Annotated in this window: 20 protein-coding genes; 8 read left to right on the forward strand and 12 right to left on the reverse strand. The window is 68.8% G+C overall.

Annotated features, from left to right (window positions below; all coding sequences use genetic code 11):
• The first annotated feature begins 14 nt into the window (after window positions 1–14).
• The gene (locus tag LTH93_RS12670; RefSeq protein WP_241471163.1) at window positions 15–929 is read left to right on the forward strand and encodes a DUF4031 domain-containing protein; all 915 of its coding nucleotides are present in this window, start codon (window positions 15–17) and stop codon (window positions 927–929) included.
• On the opposite strand, the gene LTH93_RS12675 is transcribed toward LTH93_RS12670, so the two are convergent.
• Genes LTH93_RS12675 through LTH93_RS12695 form a run of 5 tightly spaced genes read right to left on the reverse strand, consistent with a single transcriptional unit; the run spans window position 916 to window position 4948 of the window.
• Window positions 916–1221 (reverse strand): thiamine-binding protein, encoded by a 306-nt coding sequence (locus tag LTH93_RS12675; RefSeq protein WP_241465981.1) that lies wholly within the window; start codon window positions 1219–1221, stop codon window positions 916–918. The two genes, LTH93_RS12670 and LTH93_RS12675, sit on opposite strands and share 14 nt — an antisense overlap.
• Before the next feature lie 9 nt (window positions 1222–1230).
• The gene (locus tag LTH93_RS12680) at window positions 1231–1830 is read right to left on the reverse strand and encodes a type II secretion system F family protein (RefSeq protein WP_241471164.1); all 600 of its coding nucleotides are present in this window, start codon (window positions 1828–1830) and stop codon (window positions 1231–1233) included.
• Entirely contained in the window at window positions 1823–2656 is an 834-nt protein-coding gene (locus tag LTH93_RS12685) for a type II secretion system F family protein (protein WP_241471165.1), read from the reverse strand. The genes LTH93_RS12680 and LTH93_RS12685 overlap by 8 nt, the downstream gene beginning before the upstream one ends.
• Window positions 2657–2664: 8 nt before the next feature.
• Window positions 2665–3834 (reverse strand): TadA family conjugal transfer-associated ATPase, encoded by a 1170-nt coding sequence (locus LTH93_RS12690; protein ID WP_241465975.1) that lies wholly within the window; start codon window positions 3832–3834, stop codon window positions 2665–2667.
• A complete protein-coding gene (locus tag LTH93_RS12695; RefSeq protein ID WP_241471166.1) occupies window positions 3827–4948 on the reverse strand; it encodes a hypothetical protein in 1122 nt (373 codons plus the stop codon). The genes LTH93_RS12690 and LTH93_RS12695 overlap by 8 nt, the downstream gene beginning before the upstream one ends.
• 219 nt (window positions 4949–5167) lie before the next feature.
• Here LTH93_RS12695 and LTH93_RS12700 point away from each other — a divergent pair, with 219 nt between their 5' ends.
• A complete protein-coding gene (locus LTH93_RS12700; RefSeq protein WP_241465972.1) occupies window positions 5168–5905 on the forward strand; it encodes a PIG-L deacetylase family protein in 738 nt (245 codons plus the stop codon).
• 10 nt (window positions 5906–5915) lie between these two features.
• Here LTH93_RS12700 and LTH93_RS13530 read toward each other — a convergent pair whose 3' ends face one another.
• Window positions 5916–6746, reverse strand: a complete 831-nt coding sequence (locus LTH93_RS13530) for an NUDIX hydrolase (protein WP_241471167.1) — start codon at window positions 6744–6746, stop codon at window positions 5916–5918.
• On the reverse strand, window positions 6739–7521 hold the full coding sequence (gene nth, locus LTH93_RS12710) for an endonuclease III (RefSeq protein ID WP_241471168.1): 783 nt from the start codon (window positions 7519–7521) through the stop codon (window positions 6739–6741). Before nth ends, LTH93_RS13530 begins: the two co-directional genes overlap by 8 nt.
• Window positions 7522–7638: 117 nt before the next feature.
• On the opposite strand from nth, the gene acs reads away from it, so the two are divergent.
• Window positions 7639–9651, forward strand: coding sequence for an acetate--CoA ligase (gene acs, locus LTH93_RS12715; protein WP_241465966.1), 2013 nt, complete (start codon window positions 7639–7641; stop codon window positions 9649–9651).
• A gap of 135 nt (window positions 9652–9786) precedes the next feature.
• Complete coding sequence (gene aroQ / locus LTH93_RS12720; RefSeq protein ID WP_241471169.1) at window positions 9787–10239, forward strand: type II 3-dehydroquinate dehydratase; 453 nt, start codon at window positions 9787–9789, stop codon at window positions 10237–10239.
• 5 nt (window positions 10240–10244) lie between these two features.
• Here the strand turns inward: aroQ and LTH93_RS12725 are convergent, their stop codons facing one another.
• The 4 genes from LTH93_RS12725 to LTH93_RS12740 all read right to left on the reverse strand — a co-directional run bounded on the left by LTH93_RS12725 (window position 10245) and on the right by LTH93_RS12740 (window position 17204).
• On the reverse strand, window positions 10245–12050 hold the full coding sequence (locus tag LTH93_RS12725; RefSeq protein WP_241471188.1) for an ABC transporter ATP-binding protein: 1806 nt from the start codon (window positions 12048–12050) through the stop codon (window positions 10245–10247).
• Window positions 12051–12123: 73 nt separating this feature from the next.
• Window positions 12124–13983 carry an ABC transporter ATP-binding protein gene (locus LTH93_RS12730; protein WP_241471170.1) on the reverse strand — a complete coding sequence of 620 codons (1860 nt, stop codon included), beginning with the start codon at window positions 13981–13983 and terminating at the stop codon, window positions 12124–12126.
• 36 nt (window positions 13984–14019) lie between these two features.
• Entirely contained in the window at window positions 14020–14907 is an 888-nt protein-coding gene (locus LTH93_RS12735) for a metallophosphoesterase (protein WP_241471171.1), read from the reverse strand.
• Between the two features lie 20 nt (window positions 14908–14927).
• Window positions 14928–17204 (reverse strand): transglycosylase domain-containing protein, encoded by a 2277-nt coding sequence (locus LTH93_RS12740; protein WP_241471172.1) that lies wholly within the window; start codon window positions 17202–17204, stop codon window positions 14928–14930.
• Between the two features lie 104 nt (window positions 17205–17308).
• Between LTH93_RS12740 and LTH93_RS12745 the strand changes: the two genes are divergently transcribed.
• From LTH93_RS12745 to LTH93_RS12755, 3 genes are read left to right on the forward strand one after another with little or no spacing between them, the layout of a single operon-like run.
• Window positions 17309–17476, forward strand: a complete 168-nt coding sequence (locus tag LTH93_RS12745) for a hypothetical protein (protein WP_166645872.1) — start codon at window positions 17309–17311, stop codon at window positions 17474–17476.
• A gap of 10 nt (window positions 17477–17486) precedes the next feature.
• Window positions 17487–17960, forward strand: a complete 474-nt coding sequence (locus LTH93_RS12750; RefSeq protein WP_241471173.1) for a RidA family protein — start codon at window positions 17487–17489, stop codon at window positions 17958–17960.
• Entirely contained in the window at window positions 17950–19281 is a 1332-nt protein-coding gene (locus LTH93_RS12755; protein WP_241471174.1) for a carboxylate--amine ligase, read from the forward strand. Before LTH93_RS12750 ends, LTH93_RS12755 begins: the two co-directional genes overlap by 11 nt.
• Window positions 19282–19415: 134 nt before the next feature.
• Here LTH93_RS12755 and LTH93_RS12760 read toward each other — a convergent pair whose 3' ends face one another.
• Entirely contained in the window at window positions 19416–20093 is a 678-nt protein-coding gene (locus LTH93_RS12760; protein ID WP_036477681.1) for a Crp/Fnr family transcriptional regulator, read from the reverse strand.
• Between the two features lie 222 nt (window positions 20094–20315).
• Between LTH93_RS12760 and LTH93_RS12765 the strand changes: the two genes are divergently transcribed.
• Window positions 20316–21491, forward strand: coding sequence for a MarP family serine protease (locus LTH93_RS12765; protein ID WP_241471175.1), 1176 nt, complete (start codon window positions 20316–20318; stop codon window positions 21489–21491).
• The last annotated feature ends 72 nt before the right edge of the window (window positions 21492–21563 follow it).

Consider the following 21563-nt stretch of genomic DNA (forward strand, 5'->3'; position numbering starts at 1 on the left):
AGGGAGGGTCCGAGATGACGATCTACATCGACCCGCCGAGCTGGCCGGCCCACGACACCGTGTTCTCGCACCTGATCTCGGACCACTCCCTGCAGGAGCTGCACCAGATCGCAGCGGCCGCAGGAGTCAGCATCCGCGCCTTCGACCGGGATCACTACGATGTCCCGGCCCACCTCTTCGATGACCTCACCGCCCTGGGGGCAGTGCCGGTCTCGGGGGGTGAGCTGACCCGGATTCTGCTCGGCTGTGGGCTGCGCATCCCTGCGGCGCAGCGGCCCGAGAAGCTGCGCCGGAATCTGCAGCGTGCCTGGCTGCGGCTGGGCACACGCTGGGAAGCCCTCGACGGCCCGTGGACGACCCTGGGCGAGGAGCTGCTCACCCGCTGGTCAGAGCCGCACCGGAACTACCATTCGCTGACCCACCTGAACGCGGTTCTGCGTGGGGTGAGCACGCTGGAGCGTGCCGGGGAGCTGTCCCCGGAGCAGCGTCCCGTGGTGAGCCTGGCCGCATGGTTCCATGACGCGGTCTACGTCGGGGTCGCAGAAGAAGATGAAGAAGCCTCGGCATCTCTGGCCGAGAGCAGGCTCGGGGCGCTGCTCCCCACTCATGTGGTGGGAGAGACGGCACGGCTGGTGCGGCTCACCACGCATCACGACCCGCCGACCGGGGATCGCAACGGAGCGGTGCTGGTCGACGCCGACCTCGAGGTGCTCGCCCAGACTCCGGGGGGCTATGCGCGCTACGTCGCGGCGGTGCGTCGGGACTACCACCACGTAGCCGAGGACGATTTCCGCCGCGGCCGGGCACGGGTGCTTCAGCGGCTGCTCGCCGCGCCATCGCTGTTCCACACAGCCACCGGCGTGCAGCGCTGGGAGCCGCAGGCACGGGTCAACCTGACTCGCGAGCTCGAGCTGCTCAGTCGCCGCTGAGGCGCTCTTCGAGGCGGGTGACCTTCTCGGTGAGCTGCCCGGTGAATCCGGGGCGGATGTCGGCCTTGACCACGAGGCTGACTCGAGGGCTCACTGCGGCCACAGCATCGGTGGCCCGGCGGATGACGTCGAAGACCTCATCCCACTCACCTTCGATCGTGGTGAACATCGAGGTCGTCTCGTGCGGAAGCCCGGAATCACGGACCACCCGGACGGCTTCGGCCACGGCCGCGCTGAGCGAACCATCGGGGGTGTCTGCGGCGACGGGAGCGACGGAGAAGGCTGCCAACATGGTCACAGATTACGCCAGTTCCTCCACCAGGCCCAGCACCACCGGAATCACCCCGAGCAGGATGAACCCCGGCAGGAAACAGAGTCCCAGAGGCAGCACCATCTGCACCGCCAGGCGGGCGGCCTGCTCCTCGACCGCCTGGCGGCGTCGTCTGCGCGCCTGGACCGCAGTCAGTTCCAGCAGCTGGACCGTGGGGGCGCCGGTGGCGTGTGCGAAGGCCAGCTCCGCACCGAATTCGTGAAGCTGCACCTGGGAGTCCACACCGGACCAGGCGTCCTGCCATCGTCGCCCGGCAGCGAGTCCACGGTGCACGCGGGCCAGCGGCGCGCATCCCGGGACGTCCTGGGAGAGCCGCTGCACAGCGGTTTCGATGCCCGCACCGGCCCGCAGCATCGCTGCGGTGAGGTCGAGCAGCGTCGCGGCGTCGGGGGTGCGATCCGCGGGAGCCTCTGCCGGCGTCGAAGCCCTCGACGCCGGTGCACCCCGCCTTCGCCGCCGCGGCGACGCGGGCGCCGGCAGGGGCGCAGGTGCGGGCGCATGCACCAACGCGATCAGAAGCCCCACCAGAAGGGCACAGAGAAGTGCCGGCAGCACCTGCCCCTCAGCCATGCTTCCCCACCGCTCGGATCATCCTGGTGCTCCAGCGCCAGCCGAGCAGGAGACTCCCCAGCCCGACGACCAGGCATCCCCACCCCAGCGCCGAGCCGAGCAGCACAGCGAAGGGATCAGCCCCCATCAGTGCGCCCATGGCCAATCCACCCAGCGGGAGCGCAGCCAGGATGAACTGGGTCAGGCGGGGACCGGCGGCCGCGGTGCGAACGGCGGCCTCCAGGGCGGCCGAGTCCTCCAGTGCATCGGCGGCCTTGCGGCACAGCGCCGAGAGGGGTGCACCGGTGGACTGGGAGAGCGCGTGGATGCTGATCAGCCGCTCCAGCACCTCGGTGAGGACCACCGTGGTGGTGGCGCTGGACCGGGCCGGCGCGAAGTTCCCCATAGTGCGTCCGGCTCTGCGGCGTTGGCTGGCCGTGACGGACGCCAGGCTGCGCCGGAGCCCGACCACGGCCCCGAGGCCTGCCTGCTCTGCCGCTGCCGCGAGTTCACAGACCTGTGTCAAGGGGTGCGTGGTCTCCCGCGAGCGCCAATGGGTCCCAAGGTCGGCCCATGCCTGGGCCTGGGAGCGTCCCGACTGCAGCAGTGCCGCATATTGGTGCAGCAGAGAGCAGGCGCTGCTGCCCAGATCGTCAGCGGAGCGCTCTGCCCTGAATCTCCCGCCCCGCAGCGACGCCGTGCGCAGGACTTCCCTGGGCAGCACCTCTATGAGCAGCGCCTTCGGAGGTCGCAGCGCACGACGAGGCCATCCCCCACGTGGGGGAACTCCGAGAAGCGCCGCGCTGGCCGCCGCGGCGGCCACGCAGAGCAGGAGAAGAAGCGGCACCGGTGTGGTCATCGCAGACCGATCCGCTTCGTCAGTTCATCCCAGCCGCTCTGGATCTGCACGCTCGGCTGGACTGGCACCCCGAGGGCGTTCGGGTCGATGAACCTGGCCAGCAGTGCTGGCACCATCTGAAGCGTCCGCTCACGGCAATGGACGAGTGAGATCGCCACGGGCATCCGCCGACCTCGACGCCGCTCCATGTGGATGACCGCGTCCAGGGCGGCGCCGGCCTGCAGCGCCACCGACTCCGGGGGCAGCTCGGCGAGAGCGCCCATCGCGATGAGTCTGGCCGGGACCGCGTCCGGTGAATTGGCGTGGACCGTCCCGACCGCGCCCTGATGCCCGGTGTTCATCGCGGTGAGGAAGTCCTTGAGCTCACTGCCCCGGCACTCCCCGACGATGAGCCGGTCCGGGCGCATCCGCAGCGTCTCCCGGACGAGTCGGCCCATCCCGAGCTCGCCGGCTCCTTCCACATTGCCGCGGCGCTGCTGCAGGTGCAGCACATGCGGGTGATCTGGCCGAAGCTCTGTGGTGTCCTCGACGATGATGATCCGCTCCTGGTGCGGGCACTCGGCGAGCATGGCCCCGAGCAGGCTGGTCTTGCCAGAACCCGTGGCGCCGGAGATCAGACAGTTCAGCCGGGCGTCCACGATGCCGCGGATCACCGGGAGCCACACTTCTGGTGCGTCCCATTGCTCGGCAAGCTGATCCAAGGTTGCCGCCGAGCCGCGGGAGATGCGCACCGAGATCATCGTGCCCTCCACCGCCACCGGAGGAATCACGGCGTGGATGCGACACTCACCGATCCGTCCCTCGGCACACGGCTGACCCTCATCGAGCCTGCCTCCGGACAGGGCGATGAGTCGCCTGGCCAGGCCACGGACCTGCTCCTCCCCGGCGAACTTCACCTCGGTCTTGCTCAGACCTGCGGCGCCGTCGATCCACACCTGACGGCGACCATCGATGAGCACGTCGGTGACGCCGGGCCGCTCGACCAGCGGCTGCAGCGGGCCGAGCCCGACGAGCTCGTCGCGCAGCGTCCTGACCAGCTCCCCGGTGGTTCGAGACCCCAGCGCCAGCCCTGATGCGCGCACGGCCTCCGCGATGCGGGCCGCGGTCACCGGCTCGGCGGAGCTGGTGAGCTTCTCCCGCAGCGCGTGAAGCTGCTGGTCACTCATGGCGGAGGCCCCGCTCGAGGTCCAGGGCCTCGAGCAGCGCCCCGATGTAGGCCGCGCCTCGCCGTGAGCGAAGCAGCTCGTAGGCGGCACCGAGTTCATCCTCTCGGCGGAGCCATCTCTGCTCGGGGAGATCTCCGGCCAGGGGGATCTCTGTGGCTGCCGCCAGCTCCTGCGGACTCCACCCGAGATGCCCTGCACCGTTGGCGACGAGCATCGGCGGCACCCCTGTGAGCGCGCGTGCCAGCTGCCGCGCGGCCGCGGCGCCCCGGGCACTGCAGGGTGTGACGAGCAGCAGCTGATGCAGGTGCTCGCGCACCAGCGCCACCGCGTCTGCATCACGACCGACATCGATCACCACGGTGTCGAAGACCCTCAGGGCCGAGCGCACGACGGGGTCCAGCATCCGCCGTCGCGCGTCAAAGCCTGGTGCGCCGCTGAGCATGTGGACCCCGTCGCGGAGCGGCAGCGCGGCGGCCAGCTGCGGGGAGGCGATCTCCCCCTGCAGACCGGCCAGCTCCTCCCACCCGAATTCTTCGCCGCGCTCTGCGGCCGCTGGACCGCGTCGGTCTTCCCTTCCACGCCCGTTCAGGGCACCGCACGAGACCTCCGCCACCCCCATCAGCCCCGCGATTCCTGACCCCGGGGCGGGATCCGCATCGACCAGCAGCGCCGAGGCACCTCTCACCGCCTGCTCTGCGGCGAGCAGATATGCCACGGTGCTGGCCCCCACGCCTCCCAGGACCCCGGCGACAGCCACCACCCGACCTGGGCCCCGATCCAGCACCCGCTCGCCCAGATGACCGGCCAGCCACGCCTGTGCCGCCGGCAGCGGCACAGGCTGCAGCCCCGGATGCTCCGCCGCGATCCTCCACAGCTGCTGATCCTGCCGCTGTCGCGCTCCCGAGCTGCTCAGCAGCAACGCACCCCGCGCCAGCTGCGGAAGCGAGGGCAGCCGGTCGGTCCCACACATCAGGACCGCCCATTCCTGCGGAACCACCGCCTCCCAGCTGGAACGAGACTCCAGCGCAGCGCCCACGGTGGCGGCGATCAGCGCGACGTCGTCGCGCAGCACTCGATCCTCGGTGATCAGCAGCAGGCGAGGTTCAGCGTCCATGACCCCACCCTGCCGGTGTCGGCGGCTGCGGTCCGTGGAAGCGGAGGAGCTGTGGGCAGCGGCTTCGCGGCGGGAGGTTATTCCCAAGCTGGGGAAAACTCTGGGGAAAACCGGGGGAACAGTAGGGCGAACCATGCGGATCATCACGGACGCTGTTCGGAGACCCTGCCCGGCACCACACCCTGCGCCTCGCCGCTCGTCGCCTCCTAGACTGGGCCGATGAGCACCGATTCAGCCGCCCTGCCCGCATACCCCGACGCTGAGCTGCGCCGGGTGCTGTGCGTGGTGGCCCATCCGGATGACATGGAGTACGGCGGTTCGGCCGCCGTCGCCCGCTGGACCGCGCAGGGGGCTGAGGTTTCCTATCTGCTGCTCACCGCGGGAGAGGCCGGGATGCGCAGCCGCGACCCCGAGGAGGCCGCAGAGATCCGCGCCGAGGAGCAGCGCAGGGCCTGTGAGCTGGTCGGCGTCACAGACCTGGTGATCCTGGATCTGCCCGATGGCACGCTGGAGGCCTCGCTGGACACCCGCCGACAGATTGCTCGACGCATCCGCCAGCTGCGTCCCGAGGTGGTGCTGACCCAGACCTGGGATCTCGAGGTCGGCTGGGGGCTCAACCATGCGGACCACCGCGCAGCCGGGCTGGCCACCCTGGACGCGGTCCGCGACGCCGACAACCCCTGGGTCTTCCGTGAACTCATGGACCAGGAACGGCTCGAGCCCTGGGCGGTGCGGGAGCTGCTGGTCTTCGGGGCGGCACCGACCCATCTGATCGACATCAGCCGGGAGCCGCTGCAGCTGGGCCTCGCCTCGCTGGAGGCCCATGAGCAGTACCTGGCCGAGCTCGGCGGCGCCGCCGAGACCCGGCAGATGCTGGAGTCCATGGCCGCGCAGCAGGCCGAGGACCTGCCTGGGGTGGATCATGCCCTGGGTGTGGCCGTGCACCGCATGGGCTGACCCGCAGGACCTAGAGACCCGGCAGGTAGTCCTGCGGGTCCACGCTGCGCCCGGCGTCCCAGGGCTCTTCCCAGCCGAGCCGGTTGAGCACCCGGTCCACCAGGATCCCGGTGAACCCCCAGATCAGCGTGCCATCGACGAGGAACGCCGGGGCCTTGAACACGGTGCCAGAGCGATGCAGGACCGTGGTGAGGCGGTTCTCCGGGCGGATCAGCGCATCCAGCCGGACGGGCAGCACCCGTTCCACCTCCCCGGACTGCGGGCGGAGCAGACCGGTGTGTCCGGCAATGCCGATCACCGGTGTCACCATGAAGCCGCTGATCGGCACCGGGGCCGGAGGCAGGGAGCCGAGCACCCGGACGCGGGCGGGGTCCAGCCCCACCTCCTCCTGGGCCTCACGCAGCGCCGCGGCCGTCGGGTCGCGATCGAACTTCTCCTGGGCGCCACCGGGGAAGGAGATCTGTCCTGGGTGTTTCTTCAGTCCCGGGGAGCGCTCGGTCAGGAGCAGGTGTGCGTCGTCGTCGTCGGGGGTGGGGGCGCAGAAGAGCATCAGCACCGCCGCCCGCCGGGCGTTCTCCATCCCTGCCGGGGTCATCCGGGGAGGCATCGTGGTCGGGCGCTGGTTCCACCAGCCCCCGGACCCTGCGGATTCCGGATGCGTGCACGCGTAGTCGCGCCCCTGCTGCAACAGCGCCTCGAGTCGGGTCGGGACCGCCGTGCCGGTCAGCGAGAACCCAGCGGGCACTCCCCCGCCGAGAAGGTCGGGCCGGGCGATGTCTGGACGAGCTGCGTCTGGGCGAGCGGCGTCTGGGCCCTGAGATGCGGTGTCGGCGTCACGCACTGAGCGGGTACCCCTGCGCGCGCAGCTCCCGGCGGGTGTGCCCGGCCTGCATCTTGGCCAGCAGCTCCTCGCGCCCCGGCGCCAGCTCGTACTTCAGCAGCGTGGCGGCCAGCTCCGGGTTGACCTCCCCGGCACCGAAGGCCGGGCACATGGAGGCGATCGGGCAGGCGCCGCAGGCCGGTCGACGGGCGTGACAGATGCGCCGGCCGTGGAAGACCAGCCGGTGGGACAGGTCGGTCCAGTCGCGCCGCTCGAAGAGCTCCGCGACCTCCTGCTCGACCTTCACCGGGTCCTGCTGCTGCGTCATGCCCAGCCGGCGGGCCAGCCGACCGAAGTGCGTGTCCACGGTGAGTCCGGGCTTGCCGAAGGCATCGCCGAGCACCACGAAGGCGGTCTTGCGGCCGACCCCGGGCAGCTTGACCAGCTCCTCGAGAGAGTCCGGCACCTCGCCGTCATGCTCGCTGACCAGCGCGCGCGAGAGCCCCAGCAGCGAGCGGGTCTTCGCGCGGTAGAAGCCGGTGGACCGGATCACCTCTGCCAGCTCGTCCTCCTCGGCGTGAGCCATGGCGCCGGCGTCGGGCCAGCGCCGGAACAGCTCGGGCGTGACCGCGTTGACCCGCACATCGGTGGTCTGCGCGGAGAGCACCGTGGCGATCAGCAGCTCGAAGGCATTGTTGAAGTCCAGCTCGGCCACTGCGTAGGAGTAGACCTCCCCCAGGACACGATTGATCCGGCGCACGCGGCGCTTCTTCCCCAGCAGGGTCTCATCGGGCATCGAGACCATTCTACGAAAGCCCCGAGGGTGCGTCCGCTATGTGATATCCGCCTCAGGCGCCCGGCGGCAAAGGATGTATTGTGAGCGGCAACACAGGAGTATCCAAGGAGGAGCCGCATGACCCAGAATGCCAAGCAAGAGAACAAACTGGACTCGATGCAGAAATCGGGTCAGGTCTTCCCCCCGAGCGAGACGTTCGCGAAGAACGCCGTGGCCACCCAGGAGCGGTATGACAAGGCCGCCGAGGATCGCCTCGGCTACTGGGCCGATCAGGCCCGCTCCGTGCTGAGCTGGGACAAAGACTTCACCGAGGTGCTCGACTGGTCCGAGGCCCCAGTGGCGAAATGGTTCGTCGGCGGCGAGGTGAACGCGGCCTACAACGCAGTGGACCGCCACGTCGAGGCCGGTCACGGCAGCCGCGTCGCCCTTCACTTCGAGGGCGAGCCCGGCGACTCGCGCAGCATCACCTACCAGGAGCTGGCCGACGACGTCGCCCGCGCCTCCAACGCCTTCGAGTCCCTCGGCCTCACCAAGGGTGACCGGGTGGCCATCTACATGCCGATGATCCCCGAGGCGGTGGTGACCATGCTGGCCTGCGCCCGCATCGGCGCCATCCACTCGGTCGTCTTCGGCGGCTTCTCCGCCGACGCGCTGCGCTCCCGCGTGGACGACGCCGAGGCGAAGCTCGTGGTCACCGCCGACGGCTCCTACCGCCGCGGCAAGCCCTCCACGCTGAAGCCGGCCGTCGACGACGCGCTCGCGGCGCCCGGGCACACCGTGGAACACGTGGTCGTGGTCAAGCGCAACGGCGAAGAGGTCGCCTTCAACGACGATCTCGACGTCTGGTGGCACGACATCGTGCCGCAGCAGTCCGCCGAGCACGCCTACGTCGCACACGACTCCGAGCACCCGCTGTTCATCCTCTACACCTCCGGGACCACCGGGAACCCCAAGGGCATCCTGCACACCACCGGCGGCTACCTGACCCAGACCGCGGTGACCCATCGCGACACCTTCGACCTGCGACCGGAGACCGATGTCTACTGGTGCACCGCCGACGTCGGCTGGGTCACCGGGCACTCCTACATCGTCTACGGCCCGCTGGTCAACGGCAGCACCCAGGTCATCTACGAAGGCACCCCGGACTCACCGCACAAGGGCCGGCTCTGGGAGATCGTTCAGAAGTACGGCGTCACGCAGTTCTACACCGCGCCGACGCTGATCCGGACCTGCATGAAGTGGGGCCGGGAGATCCCGGACCAGTTCGACCTCTCCACCCTGCGCGTGCTGGGCACCGTGGGCGAGGCGATCAACCCCGAGGCGTGGCTGTGGTTCCGCGACGTCATCGGCGCCAACAACGGCGTCGGCAAGGCTCCCAAGGAGGAGCCTGCTCCGATCGTGGACACCTGGTGGCAGACCGAGACCGGCGCGCACATGATCGCCCCGCTGCCCGGGGTGACCGCGACCAAGCCGGGCTCCGCCCAGACCGCGGTGCCCGGCATCTCCATCGGCATCGTCGATGAGATGGGCACACCCCTGGAGAAGGGTGAGGCCGGCCTGCTCGTCATCAAGGAGCCCTGGCCCGCCATGCTGCGCGGCATCTGGAAGAACCCGGAGCGCTACCAGGAGACCTACTGGTCACGCTTCGGTGACGTCTACTTCGCCGGCGACGGCGCTCGCACCGACGAGGACGGCGACGTCTGGCTCATGGGACGCGTGGACGACGTCATGAACGTCTCCGGGCACCGGCTCTCCACCACGGAGATCGAATCGGCCCTGGTCTCGCACCCGTCGGTCGCCGAGGCCGCCGTCGTCGGGGCCAAGGACGCGACCACCGGCGAGGCTGTCGTGGCATTCGTGATCCTGCGCGGCGACTCCGAGGGTGGGGACAAGGAGCAGATGGAGCAGGATCTGCGCGCCCATGTGGGCAAGGAGATCGGCCCGATCGCCAAGCCGCGCAACGTGCTGGTGGTCCCTGAGCTGCCGAAGACCCGCTCGGGCAAGATCATGCGGCGTCTGCTCAAGGACGTGGCCGAGGGCCGTGAGGCCGGAGACGCCTCCACCCTGGCCGATCCCACGGTGATGCTGCAGATCGCGGAGGACATGCGCGCCAAGCATGGCGCGTCCTGACCTCCCACGGCTGAACACCGCTGAACAACCCGAAGACGCCTGAGTGGCGGATTCTCCGGGCATGTTCTCCCCTCAGAGGGGCGAACTGCACGGAGAATCCGCCATTCGGCGTTGGGGGGACAGTAGGGTGTGACCATGCCCTCTGAGACTCCCCGCCTGCTGATCATCAACGGTCCCAACCTGAACATGCTGGGCACTCGTGAGCCCGGGATCTACGGGGCCGCCACGCTGGCCGACATCGAGCAGCTGTGCCGCGAGTCCGCCGCCGCGCTCGGCTTCGCCGCGGAGCTGCTGCAGTCCAACCATGAGGGCACCATCATCGACGCGATCCAGGCCGCGAAGGGCAGCGCCTCCGGGATCGTCATCAACCCCGCGGCCTATACCCACACGTCGGTGGCGATCGCGGATGCCCTGCGCGCAGTGGACCTTCCGGTGGTGGAGGTCCATATCTCCAACGTCCACGCCCGCGAGGAGTTCCGCCGGCATTCCTATGTGTCCCCCGCCGCGGCGGCGGTGATCGCCGGTGCCGGACTCAACGGATACCGCTACGCGATCGATCACCTGGCGTCGCTGCTGCGCGAGCGCTGAGCCGCTCAGGCTCCCATGGAGCTCTGCCACGCCGCGTCCAGCTTGGCGTAGTAGCCGCCCTGGGCCGCCAGCTCGGCAGGAGCTCCGTCCTCCACCACCCGGCCGTCGTCGATCACCAGGACCCGGTCCGCGATGGCCACGGTGGAGAGCCGGTGAGCGATGATCAGCGCGGTGCGGTTGCCCAGCAGCCGCTCGAGCCCCTGCTGCACCAGCGCCTCGCTGGGCAGGTCCAGCGAAGAGGTCGCCTCATCGAGGATCAGCACCGCAGGGTCCGCCAGGAACGCGCGTGCGAAGGAGATCAGCTGACGCTGTCCGGCCGAGAGCCTGCCGCCCCGCTTGTTCACATCGGTGGCGTAGCCCTCGGGCAGCTCCATGATCAGGTCGTGACAGCCCACCGCCTTGGCCGCGGCGATGATCTCCTGCTCGGAGGCCTCCGGGCGGCCCAGCGCGATGTTGCCGCGGATGGTCCCGGAGAACAGGAACGCCTCCTGGGTCACCATGGCCACGTGGCGGTGATGATCGGTCACGGCCAGGTCCCGCAGGTCCACCCCGTCCAGGCTCACCGCGCCGCTGCTCACGTCATAGAACCGCGCCAGCAGCTTCGCCAGCGTGGACTTGCCCGCTCCGGTGCGTCCCACCACTGCCACGGTCTGGCCTGCGGGGATGTGCAGGTCAAGGGCGTGGAGCACCACCGGGCCGTCCTCGTCGTAGCGGAACGAGGCCTGGGTGAACTCCAGCTCTCCACGGGCCTCGGGCAGGTGCCGCGGGTGGTGGGCCTCGGTGACCGTGGGGCTCTCCTGCAGCAGCCCGGAGACCTTCTCCAGCGCCGCGGTGGCTGACTGCAGCGAGTTGTAGAACATCGCGATCATGTCCAGCGGCTGGAAGACCCGTTTGGTCGCCAGCACCAGGGCGACCAGCACCCCGATGCCGAGATCACCCTCGAGCACCCGGTATCCGCCCCAGAGCAGGACCACGGTGACCGTGATGTTGCCGATGAGCATCAGGGAGGGCTGCAGCACCCCGAACAGCGAGATCGAGCGCACCATGTCCTCGCGGTAGCGGGCCGCCAGACGCCGGTACTGCCTGGACCGGGAGTCTTCCCGGCGGAATGCCTGCACGGCGCGGATGCCGGTCATGGACTCCACGAAGTGCACGATCATCTTGGCCGAGGAGACCCGGGTGCGCCGATACGCCACCTCGGAGTTGCGCTGGTACCAGCGGCCGAGCATCGCGATGGGAATCAGCGCCGCGACCAGGACCAGGCCCGAGCGAAAGTCCATGATCCAGATGGTCACCCCGGTGAAGAACATGAACATCACGCCCTGGACCAGCGAGTTGATCCCGCCGTCGAGCAGCTCGCGCAGAGACTCCAGGTCGGAGGTCTGCCGAGAGATCACCTTGCCCGAGGTGTAGTCCTCGTGGAAGTCCAGGCTCAGCGCCTGGGTCTTGCGGAAGACCTCCCCGCGCAGGGTGAACAGCATCTGCTGCGAGGCCTCAGCGGTCATCCGGGTGTAGTGGAAGATCAGGATCCCAGCGGTCACCGCGCAGGCGATGTAGGACAGACCGGGCAGCCACATGCCGGAGCTCTGCCCCTCGATCATCCGAGGCAGCCCCCAGTCGATGGCCCAGGCGACGATCAGCGGGATGGAGGCCTGGGCGGCCTGTGCGATCACCACGAAGAGCGCGGTGATCAGCAGCTTGCGCCGGACCCCGACGGAGAGCTGGACCAGCAGCTTCCAGGAGCGACGCCGGATGAACCCGCGCTCCTCCTTGTCGAGCTCGATCTGCTCCTCGCCCGCGGTCCCGCGCAGGTGCGCGAAGCGGTCGCTCCTGGCGTCGTCCGTGGCAACGTTGGCGGCGACGCCGCCGGCTCTGCTGGTGGCTTCACTCACGGCCGAGCACCTCCTCGGCACTGACGGGACGAACGCTGGCGCTCATGACCTCGCGATAGGCCCGGCTGCGCTCCAGCAGCTCCGAGTGGGTGCCGACGTCGCTGATCCGCCCGTGCTCGAGCAGCGCCACCCGGTCCGCCATAGCGACGGTGGAGGGGCGGTGCGCGACGATCAGCGTGGTGGTCCGGTTCAGCACCTCGCGCAGCCGGTGCGTCACGGCCTCCTCGGTGCGGACATCGAGGGCGGAGAGCGGATCATCGAGCAGCAGCACAGAAGGCGCGGAGGCGATCGCGCGGGCCAGCGCCAGGCGCTGGCGCTGGCCGCCGGAGAGGCTGAGCCCCTCCTCACCGACCGGGGTGTCCACACCCTGGGGCAGGGTCTCCACAAATTCTGCGTCGGCCGTGATCAACGTCCGGCGCAGCACCTCGTCGAGCTGATCTGGCGCAGGTGCGGCGTCACGGTGCGGGTGCTGCGGGTCGTCGACGTCGCGCAGGTGTGAGGTGCCCAGCAGCACATTGGACTTCACCGAGGTGGAGAACAGGATCGGGTCCTCGAAGGCGACGCCGATCCGTGAGCGCAGGTCTGCGAGGCTGTAGTCCTTCACGTCCACCCCGTCGATCCGGATGGCGCCGCCGGTGGTCTCGTAGAGCCTGGGGATCAGGTTCAGCAGCGTGGAGGTGCCCCCGCCGGTGGCGGAGACCAGCGCCATGGTCTCTCCGGGCCGGACCTGCAGGGTGACCCCGTCGATCAGGTCACGGTCCCCGGCCTTGGTGTCGGGGTAGCGGAAGTGCACTTCGTCGAACTCCAGCACGCCGCGCTCCGGGGCCACCACAGGCGCGTGGGGTGAGGTGATCTCGGTGGCGGTGTCCATCACGTCGGCGTGCCGGTCGATCGCGGTCTTCGCGGTGAAGGTCATCCCCAGCATCATGCCCACGCCTTCGATCGGACCCTTGAGCACCGCGGCGGTGGCGAAGAACGCGGCCAGGGCACCGATGGTCACACCGGTGGTCTCCTGGTTCGCGACCTGCCAGAGCCCGATCAGCAGGCACAGTCCGAGGATGCCCTCGGGCAGGATCACCATGGCCATCAGGAACTTCGCCAGCGTGCGGGCCTTGGAGACCTCGAGGTCGCGCAGCTCGTCGGCCTCCTCGGTGAAGCCCTCCTGGGCATAGTCTCCGCGGCCGAAAGCCTTCAGCACGCGGATCCCGTGGACCGATTCTTCGACCTTGGTGGCCACATCTCCGGCCTGGTCCTGCGAGGCGCGCGAGTAGTGCACGAACTTCTTCCGGAACCGCGGTCCGATGATCATGATCGGCAGCGCGGCGCCGAGGAAGACCACCGCCAGCAGCGGGGAGAGCGTGGCCATCAGGGTGAAGCCCACCAGCAGGCTGACCACCGAGGTGATGAGCATCAGCGAGCCGAACGCGAACCAGCGGCGCAGCAGGTTCAGGTCGGCGATCGCGCGGGACTGGAGCTGTCCGGCACCCCATGCCGAATGGAAGGACGCGGAGAGGTCCTGGAGCTTGTCGAAGAGCCGCGTCCGCATGGAGGTCTCGGCGTCCGAGGCCGGCGGGATCACGAAGAATCGGCGCAGGTAGACCAGCCCTGCCTCCAGCACGCCCAGCCCGAGGATCACCGCACCCGCGGTCCAGACGGCGCTGACCTCTGCGTTGTCATCCAGTAGGGAGTTCACCAGGACCTGAAGCACCTGCGGGATGGACAGTGCGACGACGCCGGCGCCGATCGCCGCGATCAGACCCAGGGTCCAGCGCAGCTTGAGGCCTTCGAGGTAGGGCCCGAGCCGGGCCAGGGCCTGCCAGAGCGTACGACTGCGCCCGGGGGACTCAGTCATCTCAACTCCTGCAGCTCGTTGCATCAAGCAACTAATCTATGTCGTTTCGTGCTGAACTTCAATGAGCGTGGCCTCGGGCGGGCAGAACAGCCGCACCGGGGCTGTGCGGGAGGTTCCGATGCCCGCTGAGACGTGGAGCGGGACCTGCCGGGCAGGCTCCCCCGGCTGGCCCGGCACCGACTGCGCCGGCACCTGAACCGAGCTCAGACCCTTGGCCTGGGGCCGCGGCAGGTCGCAGTTGGTCACCAGCGCGCGCCCGCCGGGCAGGCAGACCTGTCCGCCGTGGGTGTGGCCGGCGAGGATCAGCTCGGCTCCGCTGCCGGCCAGTGTGGCCAGCGCCGCGGAGACCGGGGCGTGGGCCAGACCGATGCGCAGCGGATCGGGGATCGAGCCCTGCTCCTGGACCGACTCCCCGGGCGCGGGCCAGCCCTGGAACTCGTCCCGGCCGATATGCGGATCATCCACTCCGGAGAAGGCCAGGGGCCGTCCGGCCACGGTCAGCTGGGCGGTCTGGTTGTTCAGGTTCTTCCAGCCGCTGGATTCGAAGCCGCCGAAGAGGCGCTGCCAGTCCAGCTCCTTGGGGTGCGCATCCAGACTGGAGGGGCCGCGGAAGTAACGCAGCGGGTTCTTCCAGGTGGGCGCGTAGTAGTCGTTGGATCCCCCCACGAAGACTCCGGGGAACTGGCGCAGCGGCTCCAGCGCCTGGAGGACCTCGCCCACGGCGTCCGGATGGGAGAGGTTGTCACCGGTGTTGATGACCAGGTCGGGCTTCAGGTCCGCCAGCGACTGCAGCCAGGCGAACTTCTTGCGCTGGCCCGGGACGTAGTGGATGTCTGAGATGTGCAGGATGCGAAGCCCTGCCCCGGCGCGCAGCGGCACGGTCACGTGGCGGGTCCGGAAGTCATTGACGCCCAGGCCCACCACCTTCAGGGATGCGGTGGCGCTCAGTTGTCGTCTCCGCCGCCGTTGTTGGAGCCGCCGTTGTTGCTGTCGTTGTTCCTGTCGTTGTTGTCGGAGTCTCCGCCGTCGGAATCGTCGTCGAGGTCAACGGCGGAACCGTCGGTGCCGGGGTCTCCACCCTCGGACACGGTGCCGCCGTCGCGATACCGGGCGCGGTCGCGCCGGTCCTCGAACGGGGAGTCATCGGCCTCGCGGAAGTCGGAGGTGTCATAGTCGTCCCCGACCTGCTCCATGTACTCCAGCCACATCGGGGCCGCCAGGGTGGAGCCGAAGAACTCTTCGTAGAACTCACCGGCGACGGTGCGCCCACGGTAGCCCTGGTTGCTCTCGGGGTTGCCGATCCAGCTTGCGGTGGACACACCCGAGGAGTAGCCGACGAACCAGGTGTGGGCCGCCTCATCGGTGGTGCCGGTCTTGCCAGCCATCGGGAACGGCGGGTCGCCTGCGGCGATGGTGCCCTCGGCGATGTTGATGGTGATGTCGTTGACCTGCGCGACGATGTCCTCGTCGACGACCTGCTCACAGTTGGCCTCGGGGACGTCGTACTCGTTGCCATGGGTGTCGGTGACCTCGAGGATCGCGCGGGGCTCGCAGAAGGTCCCGTCGGCGGCGAAGGCGGCATAGGCGGCGGCCTGAGTCAGGGGAGCGATCTCGTCGGTGCCCAGCACGAACGAGGGGTTCTGCGGAGAGAGCCCCTGGCTGGTATCGGTCGCCCGGTGGACGCCCAAGCGGTCGGTGAGATCGGTGATGGCGCAGAGGTCCATGTCCGCCGCGGTGGCCAGGGTCGCAGTGTTCACCGAGAAGTAGACGCCATAGTCGATGGTCATCCGGCGATTGGAGTCTTCCTCGACGTTGCCGACGCTCCAGTCCTGATCCGAAGTGGTGTAGCCGCGCTCGAGGCAGCTGGCCTCCCAGCGCGCAGTGTCACCCCATTCATCGACGGAGGCATCGACGACGTCGTCGGTCTCGCCGCCTTCTTCGAGGTATGCCGCGACGACGAAGGGCTTCAGCGAGGATCCGGGCTGGAAGCCGTTTCCACCGCCGTCCTCGGCGTCGACGTTGTAGTTCAGCGTGGTGTTGCCGTCACCCTGTTCAGGAGTGAAGTTGCGGTTCTGCGCCATGGCGAGGATGTTGCCGGTGCCTGGCTCCACCGAAGAGATCGCGGCACCGGCACCGGAGCTGTCATCCGCGGGAACGGTCTCCATGACGCCCTCCTCTGCGGCGGTCTGGGCGTCCGGGTCCAGCGTGGTGGTGATCCGGAGTCCACCGCGGTCGAGCAGCTCTTCGCGGGCAGCCTCATCGGGGCCGAAGGTGTCGCTGGCCAGGATCTCGCGACGCACGTAGTCACAGAAGTAGGCAGCCATGCTGGCGGAGACGCAGCCGACCTCTTCGCGGTTGACATCCAGGCCGAGCCCGGAGCCGAGGGCCTCGTCGTATTCCTCCTGGGTGATGAGTTCCTCGTCGAGCATCGAGCCGAGCACGATGTCCCGGCGGGCCTGGGAGGCTTCGGGGAAGACCTCGGGGTTGTAGCCGTTCGGTGACTGCACCATGCCGGCCAGGACTGCGGACTGGGCCACGTCGAGCTCGGAGGCCGGGATGCCCCAGTAGTACTGGGCGGCGGCCTCGACGCCGTAGGTGCGGCCACCGAGGAGCACGATGTTCAGGTAGCCCTCGAGGATCTCGTCCTTGGTCATCTCCTGCTCGACCGCGACGGCGAGCTTCATCTCGCGCAGCTTGTCGGCGTAGGTCTTCTCGCCGGTGCCGGAGATGGTCAGGCGGCCCTCGCCGCTGATCACCACCGCGTTGATCAGCATGTTGTTCACGTACTGCTGGGTGATCGTCGAGGCGCCCTGCTGGGTATCAGAAGTGGCGTTGTGCACCAGCGCACGGGACAAGCCGCGGGGGTCGACGCCGCCGTGCTCATAGAAGCGCTCGTCCTCGATCGCGATGATGGCGTCGATCATCTCCTGGGAGATGTCCTCCAGCGCGACCGGCTGCCGGTTCTCCGCATAGAAGGTCGCCAGCTCTGTGCCGTCGGAGGCATAGATGTAGGAGGGCACGCTGAGCGGCTCCTCCGCCAGCTCGGCGGGGATGTCTTCGAGGATGTCTGTGCCGGCGGCCGCGGCGGCGCCGCCGGAGGCCGCCAGCGGGAAGATCAGCCCTGCTGCCAGCAGGCCGCAGAGAGCACTCACGCCCAGGAAGGACATGATCTTGCCGACCGTGGTGGCAGTATCAAACAGGGGGGATTTACGTGACGCCATGGGCTTCATCTTAGCGGCACGCTCTGTGCGCCTGCGCGAGGTGACGTCACGCGGATCTGGGCGGGCTCTTCTTGGTCCCGGCGGGCGTCCGTTAGTCTGAGAATATGAGTGCATCTGAGACCCAATGGGAATACGCGACGATTCCGCTGATCATCCACAACACCAAGGGCATCCTGGACCAGTGGGGCGAGGACGGCTGGGAGCTGGTCACCGTGCTTCCCGGCCCGGAGGGCAACGCCCCCGTGGCCTACCTCAAGCGGCCGCGGAACTGAGTCACACACCATGGCTGAGCAGATCTCTGCAGTTGAAGCGCGCCTGGCCGAACTCGGCCTGAGCGTTCCCGAGGTGGTCCCCCCGGTCGCCTCCTATCAGCCGGCGGTCATCGCCGACGGCGTGGTCTACGTCTCCGGGCAGCTGCCCTTCGTCGACGGCGCGCTGCCGTTGACCGGCAAGGTCGGCGCCGAGGTCTCCGAAGACCAGGCCTACGAGCTCGCCCGGCAGTGTGCGCTGAACTGCATCGGCGCGCTGAAGGCGGCCGTGGGTGATCTCGACCGGATCACCCGGATCGCCAAGGTGGGCGGCTTCGTCGCCTCGGTTCCGAGCTTCACCGGTCAGCCCAAGGTGCTCAACGGCGCCTCGGAGCTGCTCGGTGCGGCCTTCGGCGACGCCGGGCAGCATGCCCGCAGCGCCGTGGGCGTGTCGGTGCTGCCGCTGGACACCCCGGTGGAAGTCGACCTCATCGCCCATGTCCGCTGAGGCCTCCCCGGTCTTCACCCAGGACAGACGCTGGCAGGACCAGGAGCGCCGCTGGGCCGCCGTCGGCTTCGCCCCGGTGATCATCGGCGGCGACGCCGGAGCCTATGGCGCAGCACGGGCCTTCCATGAGGCCTACGGCATCACGTCGCTGGTGCTCTCGAAGCACCAGATGTGGATGATCGCGCATTCGAAGATCATCACCCACCTGGAGATCGAGAACGGCACGGTGATGGAGCATGTGCGCACCGGGCTGAACCTCGCACCGATCCGGCGGCTGCGCGATCAGGGGATCCCGATCCTGCTGCTGGGCGCGATCGACTCCACCGTGCAGGCGATCATCGAGCTGCGCGAGGCGCACCCTGAGGACCTGGGCGACGACGTCGTCGTGCCCTATGTGGACCGGGCCCGTTTCGACGCGGCCACCGTCAAGGACAACTTCACCGCGCTGGCCGAGAGGCTCGGCGTGGATCACCCGGTCACCCGGGTGGTGGACTTCGGCGCCGCTCTGGACACCCAGCTCCCGCTGGATCTCAGCTTTCCGGTATGGGCGAAGCCTGCTGATGTCACGGCCTGGTATTGGACCGAGTTCGAGGGCAAGCACAAGGTGCACCGGGTGGAGACTTCCGAGGATCTGGCCGATCTCTTCGCCAAGGTCCACGCGGCCGGGTACCGGGCGAGCTTCGTGGTGCAGGAGGAGGTCCCGGGCGATGACCAGAACATGCGGGTGCTGACCTGCTACGCCGATCAGAACTCGGTGATCCGCTTCGCCTCCTGGGGCGAGACCGTGGTGGAGGATCACTCCCCCGCCGCGCTGGGCAACCCTTCGGTGATCCTCACCACGAAGAACTCCGAAGCGGTGGATCAGGCGCAGAAGCTGCTCACCGAGCTGGGTTGGGTGGGTTACGCGAACTTCGACCTGAAATTCGATCCGCGCGACGGAAAGACGAAGTTCTTCGAGCTCAATCCCCGGCTGGGTCGCTCCAGCTACTACATCACCGGGGCGGGCAACAATCCGGTGGAGTACTACGTGCGGGACTTCATCCGCGGCGAGCTCTCAGCCGATGGCGACACATCCCGCGTGGAGGATCAGCAGGAGACGGTCTACACCGTGCTGCCGGGCTGGCTGGCCGGCCGGTATGTCTCTGACCCGCAGCGACGACGCCGGGTCGCAGGGATCCTGCGCTCGGGCGGTGCGCGGAACCCGTTCTTCTACGCGGCTGATCGCAGCCCGCGCCGGGTGGCGCTCCTGCTGGCCGCGCAGGCCTCCCTGGTGCGCAAGTTCCTCCGCTTCTATCCGCCCTCACGGGTCACCGGGGAGTAGCCTCCGAGCGTCACCCGCAGATCAGGCGCAGATCAGGCCTAGATCAGGCGCAGACATAGAAGGAGCGCCCGGCGATTCGCCGGGCGCTCCTTCTATGTCTGCGATCAGTGCTGGTGGAGACCAGCGGGTTCGGCTCAGCGGGAGCGCTGGCGGATCCGCTGGATGTCCAGGATCACCACGGCGCGCGCCTCCAGGCGCAGCCAGCCGCGCTGGACGAACTCAGCCAGCGCCTTGTTCACGGTCTCGCGGGAGGCGCCGACCAGCTGGGCCAGCTCCTCCTGGGTGAGCTCGTGCGCCACCAGCACGCCGTCCGGAGCCGGGCGGCCGAAGCGGTCAGCCAGGTCCAGCAGCGCCTTGGCGACGCGTCCGGGGACGTCGGAGAAGACGAGGTCCGCGAGGGACTCGTTGGTCCGGGTCAGCCGCTTGGCCAGGGCCTGGAGCAGCTGCACCGAGACCTCTGGGTTGGTGGTGATGACGTTGCGCAGGCTGTCATGGCGCAGGCCGGCCAGTCGCGTCTCGGACACGGCAGTCGCCGTGGCGGTGCGTGGCGCGGGATTGAACAGCGCCATCTCGCCGAAGATCTCGCCCGGGCCGAGGACTGCAAGCAGGTTCTCACGGCCGTCCGGGGTGGTGCGTCCCAGCTTGATCTTGCCGGAGATGATGAAGTACAGCTGATCACCCTGGTCACCCTCGTGGAAGACGGATGACCCGCGGGACAGGTCGACCTCGTTGAGCTCTTTGATGAGGGCGCTGAAGACGTCGTCGTCGAGCGTGGCGAACAGCGGTGCGCGGCGCAGTACTTCAAGGTCCATGGGCGATCCGTTCTTCCTGGATGTGTGAGATAAACAGAGTCTCGTTGCTTAGAAGTTACCAGTTCGCCTCGACGTGCGGAAACGTTCAGCAAGCGGCCAGGGATTCTATGTCATTCTTTGGGGACCGATTCCGTCGGCCGACAGCCAGGCCCAGCGGTCCCAGAGCAGCAGTCCCGAACCGCAGAGCCACGATCCCCCTGAACCATAAGGAGCCCGCCACCGATGGGAATCACCATACTCGACGTGATCTTGGTGGTGGTGCTTCTGGGCTTCCTCATCGCAGGCCTGCGCAGGGGCGTCTGGGCCACCCTCGGCGGTGTCTTCGGATTCCTCATCGGCGCGACCGCGGCGTTCTTCGCGATCCCGCTGGTCGCATCCTGGGTCCCTGATCCGCTCTGGCGGGTGATCGCGGTGCTCGCCGCCGCCATCGTGCTGGTGGCCGCCGGGCACGGGCTGGGATCCGCCGCCGGGGCCGAGATCCAGAGGATGTTCAAGTCCCGCGCGGTGCGCGGCCTGAGCTCGCTGGTCGGCGGTGTGGTCAACGTGGTGGTCGCCGTGTTCGTGATCGCGCTGCTCTCCTTCTCGATCTCCGCCATGGGCTTCCCCGCAGTGAACCAGGCGATGAAGCAGTCCACCGTGCTGAGCACCGTCGACTCCGCGGTGCCCGATCAGGCAGAGTCCTGGTTCGCCCAGGTCCGCTCCGCGGTGCTGGACTCCGACATCCCGGAGCTCGCACAGCTGGTGCCCGAGCCTGCGGAGCTGCCGGAGAACCAGGACCTCAATGACGCCGGCGTCGCCTCCGCCGCCTCGGTGGGGAGGATCACCGGGGTCGCGGAGCAGTGTGGGCAGTCCCAGTCGGGGTCCGGCTTCGCCGTCTCCCCCACCCGGGTGGTGACCAACGCCCATGTCATCGCCGGTGTGGCCGAGCCTGCGGTGGAGATGCCGGACGGCGAGGTGCTCACCGGCCGCGCGGTGCACTTCGATCCCGCCTCCGACCTGGCCCTGATCGCAGTGGACGGCCTCGATGTGGCGCCGCTTCAGATGAGCGAGGGGGTCGACGTCGGAGATTCGGGCTACGTGATGGGATACCCCGCGGGCGGGCCGTTCTCCGCGGGCAGTGCGGTGATCCAGGCGCGCGACGTCTCCCAGGTGAACAACATCTACGGCAGCTCGCCGAGCACCCTGGAGATCTTCCAGCTCAGCGCCGATGTCCGGCAGGGCAACTCGGGCGGGCCGTTGATCGATCGGGCCGGGGACGTGGCCGGCGTCGTGTTCGCCCGCGCCGTGGAGGGCAGCAACGTCGGCTTCGCGATCACCGCGGACCAGGCCGGGGATGTGCTGACCGATCCGGATCGCTACTCCGAGACCGTCTCCACCGGGCAGTGCACCGACCGCTGAACACAGCTCCCTGAGGTGCGCAGCCCCAGGAGCGGAATCCCAGGGTCGATGCCCCCGAGTCGGGCAGCCCCA

This window comes from Nesterenkonia sp. DZ6 (assembly GCF_022565835.1).
In the GTDB taxonomy this organism is placed as follows: Bacteria; Actinomycetota; Actinomycetes; order Actinomycetales; family Micrococcaceae; genus Nesterenkonia.